Source organism: Enterobacter huaxiensis (assembly GCF_003594935.2).
GTDB classification, from domain to species: Bacteria; Pseudomonadota; Gammaproteobacteria; order Enterobacterales; family Enterobacteriaceae; genus Enterobacter; species Enterobacter huaxiensis.
This window is the reverse complement of record NZ_CP043342.1, coordinates 4,867,067-4,883,191: the sequence shown is the minus strand read 5'-3', so window position 1 is coordinate 4,883,191 and position 16,125 is coordinate 4,867,067. Positions and strand designations below refer to the sequence as shown.

Below are 16,125 nucleotides of genomic sequence, written 5' to 3'. Positions count from 1 at the left end.
AACAATCCTTTGTTTAAAGCGCTACTTTTATATCCTGGCTAATCGCACCGAAATCATTCACAAACCGCCAGACCAGAGCGCGGCCGTTAACGCCTTCAGGGAGCGGCAAATGTAGGGTTTCAAAAGGCGGGACAATATTTAGCGGCACATCTTTGCCGTCAACAGTCACATTCATTACATTGATATAGAGCGGCGTTGGATTTTCCAGAATCAGTTGCCGATTCTGAACGTGCCACTTCACACGTGAAGCAGCACGTTCAGGAGTGATATTCAGCGTTGCGGGACGCCAGAAGAGCTTAATACGCGTCTTAATTGCGATTTCAAGGGAATTAGGTTTTCCACTGGTTGGTGGGATGTTCTTGATATTCAGCCAGAACACTGACTCACGATCCTGAGGGAGTTCGCCCTCTACTTTCATAATACGCAGTACTTTTTCCTGTCCGGCCTCCAGGCGAGAGACGGGGGGAATAACGGTAAAAGGGGGTTTTCTTGCTGTTTGAATATTATTAAACGGATCGATCCACGTCTGGATAAGATAAGGAACCGTCGCTTCATTATTCTTAATAGTAATAGTCGCGTCAGGTTTATCACTTAAATAAATCACTCGGGTGCCGCCAATAATGACCCCTGCGGATGCCAGCGTAGAAATACCGGTAAGATAACACGCTAATAACACACCTACTATACGTCCTGGCATATTAATATCCTTCAATACATAAAGGAGCCTGTTATGAGAGTTGATAGCAGGCTCCGGACAAAGTATGACGATTACTTCAGATATTCGATGGTAAACTGGGAATCAGCGTTAGCAGTACCTGGCGTCACCGCCGCAAGCGTCTGTACAAACTTCGCTTTGAAGCCCATATCTGCTTTACCGTCAGTAATGGCAACATATTTAGAATTGTTATAAAGAGGGATCGCGGTATCATCGCTCAGGTTGAACAGCTTGATCGCTACACCTGTCGCGGCGATTGCCTGACCATCGCCGCTGTACTGGCCGTCAGTACCCGTTTCACCATTAACCGGGGTTCCGATTGACAGATAACCTTTACCAATAGTGTCCTTATCTTCGGTACCATCAAAACGCACTGCAGCCTGAGTATAGGTTGCCGGGCATTTATCCAGTCGAATGTGGAAATCTTTAACAGACGCTGTTGAATCAACACCAGCGAACGTCGTAACGGCAACGCGACCAATGTTGACAGTTTGATCGGCAGTATCTGAAGTCACTTCACATGATGAGTCAATAACTTCACCACGGAAATGAACGGTACCGTCAGCCGCTAACGCTGCACCTGATAAAAAAGTAGAGGATAAAACCAGCGCACTGGCTAAGACGTTTAATTTCATAGAACACTCCATAAATTATATTATTTATTTAAGCTACATTCTTGTAGCCAAATAAAACACACCATCCTTTAAAGCGATGGCGATATTACAGCGTGTGTCTAATGCATGCCAATTACGTTTTTTATTGAGAGCTGAATCAAATAAACCGGGGCTATGGCATTAATTTAAGAATAGAAATATATAATATTTAAAAAGCATTATTTAATTTTTCCCGCCTGTTTTTTAGGAAAACATCAATATCTTTTCTCAAAACAACGATTTAATAGATCATTATTTAAGCAAAAGAAAGAAAGCTATTTGGGACCGGAAATATGTAACGGAATGTGAAAATAACAGAAAGGAGAATAAATCATTACAACAACAAGGAATAAAAAAAGGCTGTCTTAAAAAGACAGCCTCAGTAGGTAGGGTATTATTCGACGGTTACGGATTTCGCCAGGTTACGCGGCTGGTCAACGTCGGTGCCTTTGATCAGCGCTACGTGATAAGCCAGCAGCTGCAGCGGAACGGTATAGAAGATAGGTGCAATGACCTCTTCCACATGCGGCATCTCGATGATGTGCATGTTGTCGTTGCTGACGAAACCGGCATCTTTATCCGCGAAGACGTACAGCACGCCGCCGCGGGCGCGCACTTCTTCGATGTTGGATTTCAGTTTTTCCAGCAGTTCGTTGTTAGGTGCGACAACGATGACCGGCATATCCGCGTCAATCAGCGCCAGCGGGCCGTGTTTCAGCTCGCCTGCCGCATAGGCTTCAGCGTGGATGTAGGAGATCTCTTTCAGCTTCAGCGCGCCTTCCAGCGCAATTGGATACTGATCCCCACGGCCAAGGAACAGCGCGTGATGTTTGTCAGAGAAATCTTCCGCCAGCGCTTCAATGCGTTTGTCCTGAGACAGCATCTGCTCAATGCGGCTCGGCAGCGCCTGCAGGCCGTGAACGATGTCGTGCTCAACGGAAGCATCCTGACCCTTCAGACGCGCCAGCTTAGCCACCAGCATCAGCAGAACGGTCAGCTGGGTGGTAAAGGCTTTGGTGGAAGCCACGCCGATTTCGGTACCGGCTTTGGTCATCAGCGCCAGATCGGACTCACGCACCAGGGATGAACCCGGCACGTTACAGATAGCCAGTGAACCCAGGTAGCCCAGCTCTTTTGACAGACGCAGCGCCGCCAGGGTATCCGCCGTTTCGCCAGACTGGGAAAGGGTGATCATCAGGCTGTTACGACGCACGGCAGATTTGCGGTAGCGGAACTCAGACGCGATTTCCACGTCGCACGGCACGCCGGCCAGGGATTCAAACCAGTAGCGAGACACCATGCCGGAGTTGTATGACGTGCCGCAGGCCACGATCTGAATATGCTCAACCTTGCCGAGCAGTTCATTCGCGCTTGCACCCAGCTCGCTCAGATCAACCTCACCGTGGCTGATGCGCCCGGTCAGGGTGTTTTTGATGGCGTTCGGCTGCTCGTAAATCTCTTTCTGCATGTAATGACGGTACGCGCCTTTATCGCCCGCGTCGTACTGCAGGTTTGATTCGATCTCAGTGCGCTTCACCTGCTCGCCTTTGGTATCGAATACGGTCACGCTGCGACGCGTTACTTCTGCGATATCGCCTTCTTCCAGGAAGATGAAGCGGCGGGTCACCGGCAGGAGCGCCAGCTGATCGGAGGCGATAAAGTTCTCGCCCATACCCAGACCGATAACCATCGGGCTACCGGAACGCGCAGCCAGGAGCGTGGACGGGTCGCGGGAATCCATGATCACCGTGCCGTAGGCACCGCGCAGCTGAGGGATAGCGCGCAGCACCGCTTCACGCAGCGTGCCGCCCTGCTCCAGCTCCCAATGCACCAGGTGAGCAATCACTTCGGTGTCGGTTTCTGAGACGAAGGTATAGCCGCGCGTTTTCAGCTCTTCGCGCAGCGGTTCGTGGTTTTCAATAATGCCGTTATGCACCACCACAATGTGTTCAGACACATGCGGGTGCGCGTTACCTTCAGACGGTTCGCCGTGCGTCGCCCAGCGGGTGTGCGCAATACCAGTGCCACCGTGCAGCGGATGGTCTTCCGCAGCCTGGGCCAGCATCTGCACTTTGCCCAGGCGGCGCAGACGGGTCATATGACCTTCTGCATCGACCACCGCCAGACCGGCAGAGTCGTAGCCACGGTATTCCAGACGACGTAAACCTTCGAGAAGGATTTCAGCAATATCACGCTGCGCAACTGCGCCAACAATTCCACACATAGTTTTAGATTCCGAATTTAGGCATGATGCCTGCGTTGTCGCTGACCTGTATTTGCCCTTTCCGGGCGCCCCGAGCCTTGTAGAGAGTGGGGTTATTTTTATGGGTACTGCTTGTGGGGGGAGATATATATTTATCTCCTCTCCCGGGTTTGCCTGATGACGGCTACGCCTTATCAGGCCTACTCAATCGTAGGGCGGGTAAGCGTAGCGCCACCCGCCTTGTTGTTACTTTTTCTTCACCGGGCGCTTCCAGCTCTGCTTGTTGATCTGCGGCACGCGGCTTAGCACCAGCTCGTTATCCGCTACATCGCGCGTCACGGTCGTGCCGGCGGCAATGGTCACGCCGTTGCCGACCGTCACAGGCGCCACCAGCTGCGTATCAGATCCGACAAACACATCATCACCAATGATGGTTTTAAACTTGTTGGCGCCGTCGTAGTTACAGGTAATGGTTCCTGCACCGATGTTCACGTTGTCGCCAATTTCCGCATCGCCCAGATAGGTCAAATGACCGGCTTTAGAGCCTTTACCCAGGCGCGCTTTTTTCATCTCAACGAAGTTACCCACGTGAGCGCCTTCCAGCAGCTCGGCGCCCGGGCGCAGACGCGCAAACGGGCCAATGGTACAGGCCGCATCCAGACGGGCATCTTCCACCACGCTGTACGGGCTGATTTCACAGTCGTCACCAATCACGCTGTTTTTAATCACGCAGCCGGTGCCAATTTTGACGCGGTTGCCCAGCGTCACGTTGCCTTCAACGATAACGTTAGTATCAATTTCAACGTCGCGCCCATGGGACAGCGTGCCGCGAAGATCGAAACGCGCCGGATCGCGCAGCATCACGCCTGCCAGCAGCAGCTTTTCTGCCTGCTCGGACTGATAAATACGCTCAAGTCGGGAAAGCTGCAGGCGGTTGTTTACGCCGTCAGTTTCGCTGATGCGCGCCGGATGAACGGCGGCAATTTCACGCCCTTCGTGATACGCCATCGCAATGATATCCGTGATGTAGTATTCACCCTGCGCATTGTTGTTGTTGAGCTGAGACAGCCAGCGCTTCATGTCTGCACCGTTGGCAATCAGGATACCGGTGTTAATTTCCGGGATCTGGCGCTGTTCTTCGCTGGCATCTTTGTGCTCAACGATGCCGGTCACCTTGCCGTTTTCACGGGTGATGCGGCCATAGCCGCTCGGATCGTCCAGTACGACGGTGAGAAGGCCAATGCCACCCTGCGGTTTAGCTTCACGCAGGCGGGCCAGGGTTTCAACGGAGATCAGCGGGACGTCGCCGTAGAGCATCAGAATGTCTTCGTCATCGGCAAAGAACGGAGCCGCCTGCTGCATCGCATGGCCAGTGCCCAGCTGTTCTGCCTGAAGCACCCAGTTGAGCCTGTCGTCACACAGCGCCTTTTTCAGCAAATCGCCGCCGTGGCCATAGACCAGGTTTACCTGACGAGCGCCTAATTCATTTGCTGCATCAATGACGTGCTGCACCATCGGCTTTCCTGCCAACGTGTGCAACACCTTCGGAAGATCGGAATACATGCGGGTGCCTTTGCCAGCGGCAAGAATGACCACGCTCATCGTATTGTTCAACATACGCGTCCTGACTGTAATTTGAGTGAGAAGTAAAACCCTTTGACGTTGAAAATTCTACATATTTTGCGCCATAAAATGGAGTGGTGCGAAAACGTCCAACATCAGCCGTTAACGGCTATTTGAGGCCAGTTTTAGGGGCAGAGTAAATCAGTTTTTCTCTGGAAAGTAGCATTCTTTCGGCAAGTCGCTAACCCACACAATAGCTTAGCTATTTTTTTGGTTCATGAATAAAGATCCCACCAAAACAAAACGGTGTTTTAATTGTTCAATTGTGTGACATCAGAAAAAGAAACACCGTTTCATCTTGATGATAATGGCGCTCAATTATCAACCAGGAAAATAAGATGAACTATAAAATACCTCTGTCCCTAATGATGTGTAGCGCCTTTGCGGTCACGGCCGCGGAGCAACCCGTCTGGAAAGCCATTGCGTTCGGGCAGTCAACCGATCTGAATTTCTCATCAAACGTGCTGGCGGAAAAAATCGGCGTGAATGACGTCACCGTAGACGGTAAAAAACTGACGCCGCAGGATAAGGTCGACCTGTCAAAACCCGTCACGCTGGAGAGCCGGGGCGGCAAGATTGCTAACTCGCACGATGGATTAACGTTTTTTTACACCGAGCTGCCGACGAAAGAGAACTTCGTTTTACAGGCCACCGTTCGGGTCGACCAGTTTGGTCCGGAAAATGGGGCGAAACCTGCCGCGCAGGAAGGGGCCGGCCTCCTGGTACGCGATGTCCTCGGCGTGCCGCGCCAGCAGCCGCTGAAAGAAGGTTACGAGGAGTTCCCTGCGGCATCGAACCTGGTGATGAACGCCATTATGACGCAGGATAAAAAGGACCATCATCGTGTTAAGCTGCAGGCCATAACGCGGGAAGGCATTTCGCATCCGTGGGGGGACGCCGGGGCTGAAATCAAAAAGCAGAGCTACCAGGAAGAGGTAGATATCAGCAAGACGCCTGCATTCCGTTTAAAGCTGGAACGTACCGATGACGGGTTTATCACCGCCTGGGCACCTGCGGGCAGCGAGGCCTGGGTGAGCAAAAGCGTTCCGCGTGCTGACCTGATTTCCGTGCAGAATCCGGATCGTTACTACGTGGGCTTCTTCGCTTCGCGTAATGCCAAAATCACCGTATCGGATGCGTCTCTTACCACCTCGGCCGCGCATACGGTGGCGTCTCAGCCCTGGCAGGCAAAATCTCTTCCGGCTGTTGTTCAACTCGCCTCTGCAGGCAAAAGTGCAACAGCGCGCTATCAGGTACAGGCCCGCGCTAACTACGACGGCGTTTTTAGCGTCAGACAAAATGAAGTGGTGATCGGGAGTGATAAACCGGTCAACGCCGGAGAGATGTACAGCGTTCCCGCCACCCTGACCGAGAGTAATGCATTTAGTCTGACATTTACCCCCGCACGGGGTGAAGCCGTTCATCAGGCGTTTAGCGTTGATAAGGTAAGCGGCATAGATACATCAGTGCTCTACGTTTCACCGGACGGCAGGGCGGACGGACTGGGAACACGGGCTTCTCCGCAGGACTTAGCCACCGCGATCGGCCTGATTGCGCCGGGCGGGAAGATTATCCTCAGTGCGGGCGACTATCCCCGGAGTGAAATCCCGCTGACGGCGAGCGGCAGTCCGGAAAAAATCACGTCGCTACAGGCGGAAGGTAAAGCCGTTATTCATGGACTGCTGGTGGATGCAGGCTACTGGCACATTAAAGGGATTGAGATAACAGACAAAAGCTTGCGGATCCAGGGCAGCCACAACCTGATTGAAAACGTTACGGCATACCGCAACGACGATACCGGTATCCAGATTTCGTCCCCGGAAAAAATCGGCCGACCGCTCTGGGCCAGCTACAACCGGGTGATCGATTCTGAATCCTTTGCCAATGAGGATCCGGGAAAAATCAACGCCGATGGCTTTGCCGTCAAAATGCGCGTGGGAGAGGGTAACCGGCTGGAAAACTGCTATTCCCATGACAATATCGACGATGGTTTTGACCTGTTCAACAAGATCGAGGACGGAGCCAATGGCGTTGTGACGATCGAGAATTCCATTGCCCGCAACAACACCAGCAACGGTTTTAAGCTTGGCGGTGAAGGGCAGCCGGTGGCGCACGAGGTTCGCAACAGCAAAGCCATTGGCAACCATCTGGACGGTTTCACCGATAACTTCAACCCGGGTGCGCTGGTGGTGGCGAATAACGTCGCGGTGGACAACCTGCGCTTTAACTTTATCTTCCGGCCAAGCCCGTATGGTGATGCATCAACGCAGGGCGTGTTTACCGGCAATAAATCGGTACGTACGCAGCCCGGTATGTATGACGATGCGGTAGTGGGGAATATTGATAAGTCGAACTATTTTATCGTGAAAGGGAAGAGCGTAAACGAGAGCGGAGAGATACTGCCAGATGGCGCTTCGCTTATCACACAGCGGTAAGCGCGGCGCCACTCGGCATTCAGCAGATTAGTGGTTGAACGTACCGAAAGAGACGTTCATGTTGCTGAAGAGAGCGATGATTTTGTTGACCAGTTTCATGATGGCATCCTGATTTCTTGAGGTTTATTTTGTGACACACTTCACAAAAAAGGAGTCTACGCCTCATTTTTTAACCGATCAAGATTTTTGTGACGCAAATCACAAAATATCAAAACACCTTTTCAGTTTCACTTTTGCTGAAACGACGCCATAAAAAAAGCCAGTCTGGTATCCAGACTGGCTTTTGTGCTTTTCAAGCCGGTGTTACATCGCTTTTTTGGTCAACTCGATAACGCGCAGTTTCGCGATCGCTTTGGCCAGCTCCGCAGACGCCTGAGCGTAATCCACGTCACCATGAGAGCTGCTAATGTGCTCTTCAGCCTTACGCTTCGATTCCAGGGCTCGCGCTTCGTCGAGATCCTGTCCACGGATAGCGGTATCGGCAAGAACGGTCACACTGCCAGGCTGCACTTCAAGAATGCCGCCAGACAGATAGATAAACTCTTCATGACCGAACTGTTTAACGATGCGGATCATACCAGGCTTAATGGCGGTGAGCAGCGGTGCGTGACCCGGGAAAATACCCAGTTCACCTTCACTACCCGTTACCTGGATTTTCTCGACCAGACCAGAGAACATTTGTTGCTCTGCGCTGACGACGTCCAGGTGGTAAGTCATTGCCATATCACCCTCCGATTAAGGCGTTAAAGTTTTTTGGCTTTTTCCACGGCTTCGTCGATGGAACCAACCATGTAGAACGCCTGCTCCGGCAGGTGATCGTATTCGCCTTCCATGATGCCTTTAAAGCCACGGATGGTGTCTTTCAGGGAAACGTATTTACCCGGAGAACCGGTGAATACTTCCGCAACGAAGAACGGCTGGGACAGGAAGCGCTGGATCTTACGCGCACGTGCTACCACCAGTTTGTCTTCTTCAGACAGCTCATCCATACCCAGGATGGCGATGATGTCTTTCAGTTCCTGGTAACGCTGCAGCAGGGACTGTACGCCACGCGCGGTGTCGTAGTGTTCCTGGCCAACGACCAGTGGATCCAGCTGACGGCTGGTGGAGTCCAGCGGGTCAACGGCCGGGTAGATACCCAGAGACGCGATCTGACGGCTCAGTACCACGGTTGCATCTAAGTGAGCAAAGGTGGTTGCTGGAGATGGGTCAGTCAAGTCATCCGCAGGTACGTATACCGCCTGAACGGAGGTGATAGAACCGGTTTTGGTCGAGGTGATACGTTCCTGAAGAACACCCATCTCTTCCGCCAGCGTAGGCTGATAACCTACCGCAGAAGGCATACGACCCAGCAGTGCAGATACTTCAGTACCGGCCAGGGTGTAACGGTAGATGTTATCAACGAACAGCAGTACGTCACGACCTTCGTCACGGAACTTCTCAGCCATGGTCAGGCCGGTCAGCGCAACGCGCAGACGGTTTCCTGGTGGCTCGTTCATCTGGCCGTAAACCAGGGATACTTTGTCCAGAACGTTGGAGTCGGTCATCTCGTGGTAGAAGTCGTTACCCTCACGAGTACGTTCACCTACGCCCGCAAACACAGAGTAACCGGAGTGCTCGATCGCGATGTTACGGATCAGCTCCATCATGTTTACGGTTTTACCTACACCCGCACCACCGAACAGACCAACTTTACCGCCCTTCGCAAACGGACACATCAGGTCGATAACTTTGATGCCGGTTTCCAGCAGTTCCTGAGAGCTGGACAGCTCTTCGTAGGAAGGTGCTGCGCGGTGGATAGCCCAACGCTCTTCTTCACCGATGTCGCCTTTCATGTCGATTGGTTGACCCAATACGTTCATGATACGACCCAGTGTTGCTTTACCTACCGGGACTTCGATCGGGTGCTCAAGGTCTTTTACTTCCAGACCACGACGCAGACCGTCGGAAGAACCCATTGCGATGGTACGCACGATACCACCACCGAGCTGCTGCTGAACTTCCAGCACCAGGCTCTCGTTACCATTCTGTACCTCAAGAGCATCGTACACGCGCGGTACGGCATCCTGAGGGAACTCGACGTCAACCACGGCGCCGATTACCTGGACAATTTTTCCAGTAGCCATCTTGAATCCTCTACGAATTAACCTGGTTATACCGCGGATGCACCACCGACGATCTCGGTGAGTTCCTGAGTAATGCTGGCCTGACGAGCTTTGTTGTATACCAACTGCAGCTCTTTAATCAGGCTGCCGCCATTGTCGGTCGCGGCTTTCATCGCCACCATACGTGCGGCCTGCTCGCTGGCCAGGTTTTCAACTACGCCCTGATAAACCTGTGATTCAACGTAACGACGCAGCAGGGTATCCAGCAGCGGTTTCGGATCAGGTTCATACAGGTAATCCCAGGCTTTTTGCTTCAACTCGTCATCTTCTGAAGCCGGTAAAGGCAACATCTGAGTGATGGTTGGAACCTGAGACATCGTGTTAATAAATTTGTTGCTGACAACATACAGTCTGTCCAGACGGCCTTCATCGTAGGCCTGCAACATCACTTTAACCGGACCGATCAGTTCGGACAGGGACGGGTTATCACCCATACCGGTCACCTGGGCAACAATGTTGCCACCCACGGAGTTAAAGAAAGAAACGCCCTTAGAGCCGATCATTGCGATATCGCACTGAACGCCTTTCTCGGACCATGCTTTCATATCCGCCAGCAGTTTTTTGAACAGGTTAATGTTCAAGCCGCCACACAGACCACGGTCGGTCGACACCACCAGGTAGCCCACGCGCTTAACGTCGCGTTCTTCCAGGTAAGGGTGCTTATATTCCAGATTACCGTTCGCAAGGTGACCAATCACTTTGCGCATGGTATCTGCATAAGGACGGCTGGCCGCCATGCGATCCTGCGATTTACGCATTTTGGAAGCGGCGACCATCTCCATCGCTTTAGTGATCTTTTGCGTGTTCTGGACGCTTGCGATCTTACTACGTATCTCTTTTGCGCCGGCCATGAGCTTCTCCTCAATGCCAGGCGGCTTGTCGTGAGACAAGCCGCCGGACGATTACCAGGACTGGGTTGCTTTGAAGGAATCGAGGATAGCTTTCAGCTTGCCTTCGATTTCGTCGTTATAGCCACCGGTCTGGTTGATCTCTTGCATCAGCGGAGCGTGATCACGGTCGACGTAAGCCAGCAGAGCGGCTTCGAAGCTACCGATTTTCGCCAGTTCCACATCTTCGAGGTAACCGCGTTCAGCCGCGAACAGCACCAGGCCCTGCTGAGCAACAGACATTGGAGCGTACTGTTTCTGCTTCAGCAGCTCGGTCACTTTCTGACCGTGGTTCAGCTGTTTACGGGTTGCTTCGTCCAGATCGGATGCGAACTGAGAGAACGCAGCCAGCTCACGATACTGTGCCAGCGCGGTACGGATACCACCGGACAGTTTCTTGATGATCTTGGTCTGAGCAGCACCACCAACACGGGATACGGAGATACCTGGGTTAACCGCCGGACGAATACCGGAGTTAAACAGGTTGGTTTCCAGGAAGATCTGACCATCGGTAATGGAGATTACGTTGGTCGGAACGAACGCAGAAACGTCACCCGCCTGGGTTTCAATGATCGGCAGAGCGGTCAGAGAGCCCGTTTTACCCTTCACTTCACCTTTGGTGAAGTTCTCGACGTATTCCGCGTTTACGCGGGAAGCACGCTCCAGCAGACGAGAGTGGAGGTAAAATACGTCGCCCGGGAATGCTTCACGTCCTGGTGGACGACGGAGCAGCAGGGAAACCTGACGATAAGCAACAGCCTGTTTAGACAGGTCATCGTATACGATCAGTGCATCTTCACCGCGGTCACGGAAGTATTCGCCCATTGCGCAACCGGCGTATGGCGCCAGGTATTGCAGTGCAGCAGATTCAGAAGCGGTCGCCACAACAACGATGGTGTTAGCCAGTGCGCCGTGCTCTTCCAGTTTACGAACCACGTTAGAAATGGTGGACGCTTTCTGGCCGATAGCCACGTACACACATTTGATGCCGGAGTCACGCTGGTTGATGATGGCATCGATTGCCATCGCGGTTTTACCGGTCTGACGGTCACCGATGATCAGTTCACGCTGACCACGACCGATTGGGATCATGGCATCAACGGACTTATAACCAGTCTGCACTGGCTGATCAACGGACTGACGGTCGATAACGCCCGGAGCGATAACTTCGATTGGAGAGAAGCCATCGTGCTCAACCGGACCTTTACCGTCGATTGGTGCACCCAGGGTGTTAACTACGCGGCCCAGCAGGCCACGGCCAACCGGTACTTCCAGAATACGGCCAGTACACTTAACCTTCATGCCTTCGGCGAGGTCAGCGTATGGACCCATCACAACTGCACCTACGGAGTCGCGCTCCAGGTTCAGTGCGATAGCGTAACGGTTACCCGGCAGGGAAATCATCTCACCCTGCATACAATCGGCCAGGCCGTGAATGCGGATAACACCGTCACTTACAGAAACAATAGTACCTTCGTTGTGAGCTTCACTCACAACATTGAACTGAGCAATGCGCTGCTTGATCAGTTCGCTGATTTCGGTGGAATTCAGTTGCATGCTCCAGTCCCCTTAAGACTGCAAGACGTCTGCAAGGCGTTCAAGACGGCCGCGTACGCTGCCATCAATGACCATATCACCCGAGCGGATGATTACGCCTGCCATTACAGACTTATCGATTTTGCAATTCAGCTTAACTTTGCGTGACAGACGTTTTTCCATCGCAGCGGTGATTTTCGCAAGCTGTTCGTTACTCAGTTCAGTCGCAGAAGTCACTTCGACTTCGGCAGTAGCTTCACTCAGCGCACGTAAGTGCTCAAACTGCTCGAGAACATCCGGGAGCACACGGAGACGACCATTTTCAGCCATAACCTTAATCAGGTTCTGGCCGTTGGCATCCAGTTGCTCTCCGCACACGGCGATAAACGACGCGGCGAGGGTATCAGGCGCTAATGCACCAGACAGCAACTCGGCCATTTGTTCGTTTTTCGTCACCTCAGCGGCAAACGCCAGCATATCCTGCCAGCGATCGACATTTTGGTGTTCGACAGCAAAGTCAAAAGCTGCTTTGGCGTAGGGGCGAGCTACCGTAACAAATTCAGACATCAGCCCCTCCCTCCTTACAGTTCAGCGACAAGTTTGTCCACGATGTCGCTGTTAGCAGCTTCATCCACGGAACGTTCGATGATCTTCTCGGCGCCAGCAACAGCCAGAATCGCAACCTGCTTACGCAGTTCTTCACGAGCACGTTTACGCTCGGCATCAATTTCAGCCTGAGCTTGTGTCACGATCTTAGTACGTTCCTGTTCTGCTTCAGCTTTGGCTTCGTCCAGAATCTGAGAACGGCGTTTGTTAGCCTGTTCAATGATTACCTGAGCTTCAGCTTTCGCTTTTTTCAGCTGGTCTGTCGCGTTGGCCTGTGCAAGGTCCAAATCTTTCTTAGCGCGTTCTGCAGAAGCCAGACCGTCAGCAATTTCTTTCTGACGTTTTTCGATGGCAGCCATTAAAGGCGGCCATACATACTTCATGCAGAACCAGACAAAGAGAATAAACGCGATGGCCTGGCCGAGGATTGTTGCGTTCATGTTCACAGCACAATACCTCTTTAATTTCTGTGGCTTGGGGTTTTAAAACTACTACTACGCGACAGCAAACATCACGTACAGACCCAGACCTACAGCGATCATTGGGATTGCATCCACCAGACCCATAACGATAAAGAACTGAGTACGCAGCAGAGGAATCAGATCCGGTTGACGCGCTGCGCCTTCCAGGAATTTGCCCCCGAGGATGCCGATACCGATCGCAGCACCGATAGCCGCCAGACCCATCATCACAGCGGCAGCCATGTACAGCAGATCCATATTCAGGTTTTCCATGACAGTCTCCAGTTTGTTTCAATTAAAACGTAGTAGTGTTGGTAAAAAATCAGTGCTCTTCAGACGCCATCGACAGATAGACGATCGTCAGAACCATGAAGATAAAGGCTTGCAGCGTAATGATCAGGATGTGGAAAATGGCCCATGGCACATTAAGAATCCACTGTGACCACCACGGCAGAAGACCCGCGATCAGAATGAAAATCAGCTCACCCGCATACATGTTGCCGAACAGTCGCAGACCCAGTGAAACAGGTTTGGACAGCAGGCTAACGCCTTCCAGGATCAGGTTGACCGGAATAAACGCCCAGTGGTTGAACGGCTGCAAGGTAAGCTCTTTCACAAAGCCGCTTACGCCTTTCATTTTGATGCTGTAGAAAAGAATCAGGATAAAGACGCCCAGCGCCATCGACAGGGTGATGTTCACGTCAGCGGACGGAACCACGCGCAGTGCTGGCAGACCGAGGACATGTTCGCCAATCCACGGCAGGAAATCGATAGGCAGAAGGTCCATCAGGTTCATCAGGAAGACCCAAACGAACACGGTCAGCGCCAGCGGAGCAATCAGCTTGCTCTTGCCGTGGTACATGTCTTTCACGCTGCCATGGACGAAGCCGATAATCATTTCGACGAACGTCTGGAATTTCCCTGGAACACCGCTGGTCGCCCTTTTAGCAACACCGCGGAAAATGGCCAGGAACAGAAGACCCAATACCACCGAGAAAAACATGGAGTCGATGTTGATCGTCCAGAAGGTGGCCGGGGGGTTATGTGGATCCACCAGCGAGAATGTACGCAGGTCCAGCTGAAGGTTATTCAGATGGTGACCTATGTAATCCTGCGGCGTCATATTTTCTGAAGCCATGATGCCTTTTACCCTTTGTTATTGATTACAGCTGGAGCCAGAACTTGTACCACCAGCACCAAAACCCACGTAGCTATCAGCGGCATGAATACCACTTTTAAAACCGCCAGCGCCATCACCAGCAAAGCAAAGGTCAGCAACACCTTACACACTTCGCCAAGAGCGAAGGACCAGGCCACACGGCCTTTGGCGGGTGTATGCGCCTGATGACGCCAGGCAAAAATCATAAATAACATGTTTGGCAGAACCACCGCCAAACCCCCGCACGCGGCGGAGATGCCCCAGAAGGGGTCTTTGAGGCTAAACAGCAGTCCACTTGCTATCACGGCCAGAAACTGAATGAACAGAAGCTTACGAGCAACGTTTCTACTCAAGAGCGACACAGACATCACGTTTTTACTCCTGCTCCCTTCGAGGTATGCCGCGAGTCGTATAAAACGTCCTTTAAGGCTCAGAGTCAAGCATCAAAAAGCGGTCAAATTATACGGTGCGTACCCGTGATTTCAAACATTAAGTAGCGAAAAGGTGAATAAATGTTTAAATATTTTTCCCCGCCGCTATTTTTTAACTTTTGTCATTAGCGTTCACCTTCAGGCAAAACTGCAAACAGCGCGAAAACGTTGGCGATAAAGCGTGCACGAGATCACAAAATGCACATTTACGATAAGGTTGTATTTATCAAAGACGTAAATCACTTTATTTCATCCTTATGAAATTAAAGATAAAATATCGCAACTATTTTCAAAACAACCCTCTATACAACAAAAACCTTTCATTGACATTCTTAATAAAAATTTAACATTGCATTCTTGTTGCCACTTTCCACTTTTAGCAGACTGATATTTTCACAGTTGACTATCTTCAGGGGAAACAATAGGCATAACGTTAACCACAAGAAAACCCACGGTAACGACAAGGTTAAATTTACTTCAGATGTCATCTTGAGGATGTGCTGCTTTTTAACACAATAAGAACAGCACAAATTCCCCATTTTTTATTTAATTTTTAAAAATTGTTTGCCTTAAGAATCACCAGATGACGCTCGCCGTCGAGGTGAGGCACCCGTAATTTCTCGATTGATTCCACGGCAAAACCTTCCGGAAGCTGCTCAATTTCGTCCTGAGGAACGAGTCCCTTAAGGGCGTAAAAACGGCCATCGCCGGCAGGCAAATGCTTGCACCAGCTCACCATGTCGTTGAGCGAGGCAAATGCGCGGCTAATCACACCGTCAAACGGCGGTTCGGCCGGGAACGCCTCTACCCTGCTCTGAACAGGGGTGATGTTCTCAAGCTTCAGCTCGTGCTGAACCTGGCGTAAGAAACGTACGCGCTTGCCAAGGCTGTCCAGCAGCGTGAAATGGCTCTCCGGGCGAACAATAGACAACGGGATCCCTGGCAAACCTGGGCCGGTGCCTACGTCGATAAAGCGCTCTCCGTTGAGGTATGGGGCCACCACGATACTGTCGAGAATATGGCGGATCAGCATCTCGTTGGGATCGCGCACAGACGTCAGGTTGTACGCTTTGTTCCATTTGTTCAGCATATCGACATAGGCCACCAGCTGGTCTTTCTGGCGATCGGTGAGCGAAATACCTGCTTCTTCGAGCAGACGAGAGAGTTTATTGAGCACGGTGAATACCTGTTGAGATACTAAAGTGGCGGGTGGCGCTTCGCTTACCCGCCCTACGGGTTCAGTAGGCCCGG

General features: G+C 51.9%; 15 protein-coding genes. 1 reads left to right on the top strand and 14 read right to left on the bottom strand.

Translation table 11 applies throughout. From position 1 onward, the window contains the following. Positions 1–13 precede the first annotated feature (13 nt). The 4 genes from D5067_RS23215 to glmU form a co-directional block, all read right to left on the bottom strand. The gene (locus D5067_RS23215) at positions 14–697 is read right to left on the bottom strand and encodes a fimbrial chaperone (RefSeq protein WP_119936481.1); all 684 of its coding nucleotides are present in this window, start codon (positions 695–697) and stop codon (positions 14–16) included. 71 nt (positions 698–768) lie between these two features. Continuing rightward, positions 769–1,350, bottom strand: a complete 582-nt coding sequence (locus D5067_RS23210; RefSeq protein WP_119936482.1) for a chaperone-usher fimbrial major subunit — start codon at positions 1,348–1,350, stop codon at positions 769–771. Positions 1,351–1,762: 412 nt separating this feature from the next. Then, a complete protein-coding gene (gene glmS, locus D5067_RS23205; RefSeq protein ID WP_119936483.1) occupies positions 1,763–3,592 on the bottom strand; it encodes a glutamine--fructose-6-phosphate transaminase (isomerizing) in 1,830 nt (609 codons plus the stop codon). Between the two features lie 225 nt (positions 3,593–3,817). After that, on the bottom strand, positions 3,818–5,188 hold the full coding sequence (glmU, locus tag D5067_RS23200; protein ID WP_119936484.1) for a bifunctional UDP-N-acetylglucosamine diphosphorylase/glucosamine-1-phosphate N-acetyltransferase GlmU: 1,371 nt from the start codon (positions 5,186–5,188) through the stop codon (positions 3,818–3,820). A 344-nt stretch (positions 5,189–5,532) separates the two neighbouring features. Between glmU and D5067_RS23195 the strand changes: the two genes are divergently transcribed. Next, complete coding sequence (locus D5067_RS23195; protein ID WP_119936485.1) at positions 5,533–7,629, top strand: right-handed parallel beta-helix repeat-containing protein; 2,097 nt, start codon at positions 5,533–5,535, stop codon at positions 7,627–7,629. Positions 7,630–7,932: 303 nt separating this feature from the next. Here D5067_RS23195 and D5067_RS23190 read toward each other — a convergent pair whose 3' ends face one another. From D5067_RS23190 to rsmG, 10 genes are all read right to left on the bottom strand, one after another. After that, on the bottom strand, positions 7,933–8,352 hold the full coding sequence (locus D5067_RS23190) for a F0F1 ATP synthase subunit epsilon (RefSeq protein ID WP_006177560.1): 420 nt from the start codon (positions 8,350–8,352) through the stop codon (positions 7,933–7,935). A 20-nt stretch (positions 8,353–8,372) separates the two neighbouring features. Beyond that, a complete protein-coding gene (gene atpD / locus D5067_RS23185; protein ID WP_006177559.1) occupies positions 8,373–9,755 on the bottom strand; it encodes a F0F1 ATP synthase subunit beta in 1,383 nt (460 codons plus the stop codon). Positions 9,756–9,781: 26 nt separating this feature from the next. Continuing rightward, positions 9,782–10,645 (bottom strand): F0F1 ATP synthase subunit gamma, encoded by an 864-nt coding sequence (gene atpG / locus D5067_RS23180; protein WP_119936486.1) that lies wholly within the window; start codon positions 10,643–10,645, stop codon positions 9,782–9,784. Between the two features lie 51 nt (positions 10,646–10,696). Continuing rightward, complete coding sequence (gene atpA / locus D5067_RS23175) at positions 10,697–12,238, bottom strand: F0F1 ATP synthase subunit alpha (protein ID WP_119936487.1); 1,542 nt, start codon at positions 12,236–12,238, stop codon at positions 10,697–10,699. A gap of 12 nt (positions 12,239–12,250) precedes the next feature. Continuing rightward, entirely contained in the window at positions 12,251–12,784 is a 534-nt protein-coding gene (gene atpH / locus D5067_RS23170) for a F0F1 ATP synthase subunit delta (RefSeq protein ID WP_047347410.1), read from the bottom strand. Between the two features lie 14 nt (positions 12,785–12,798). Beyond that, positions 12,799–13,269, bottom strand: a complete 471-nt coding sequence (gene atpF, locus D5067_RS23165; protein WP_014072436.1) for a F0F1 ATP synthase subunit B — start codon at positions 13,267–13,269, stop codon at positions 12,799–12,801. 48 nt (positions 13,270–13,317) lie between these two features. Beyond that, entirely contained in the window at positions 13,318–13,557 is a 240-nt protein-coding gene (gene atpE, locus D5067_RS23160) for a F0F1 ATP synthase subunit C (RefSeq protein ID WP_000429386.1), read from the bottom strand. A 49-nt stretch (positions 13,558–13,606) separates the two neighbouring features. Then, complete coding sequence (gene atpB / locus D5067_RS23155; RefSeq protein ID WP_119936488.1) at positions 13,607–14,422, bottom strand: F0F1 ATP synthase subunit A; 816 nt, start codon at positions 14,420–14,422, stop codon at positions 13,607–13,609. An 8-nt stretch (positions 14,423–14,430) separates the two neighbouring features. Beyond that, positions 14,431–14,811: a F0F1 ATP synthase subunit I gene (gene atpI / locus D5067_RS23150; protein WP_112012391.1), complete on the bottom strand. Its 381-nt coding sequence runs from the start codon at positions 14,809–14,811 to the stop codon at positions 14,431–14,433. A 616-nt stretch (positions 14,812–15,427) separates the two neighbouring features. Continuing rightward, entirely contained in the window at positions 15,428–16,051 is a 624-nt protein-coding gene (rsmG, locus tag D5067_RS23145; RefSeq protein WP_119936490.1) for a 16S rRNA (guanine(527)-N(7))-methyltransferase RsmG, read from the bottom strand. Between the last annotated feature and the right edge of the window lie 74 nt (positions 16,052–16,125).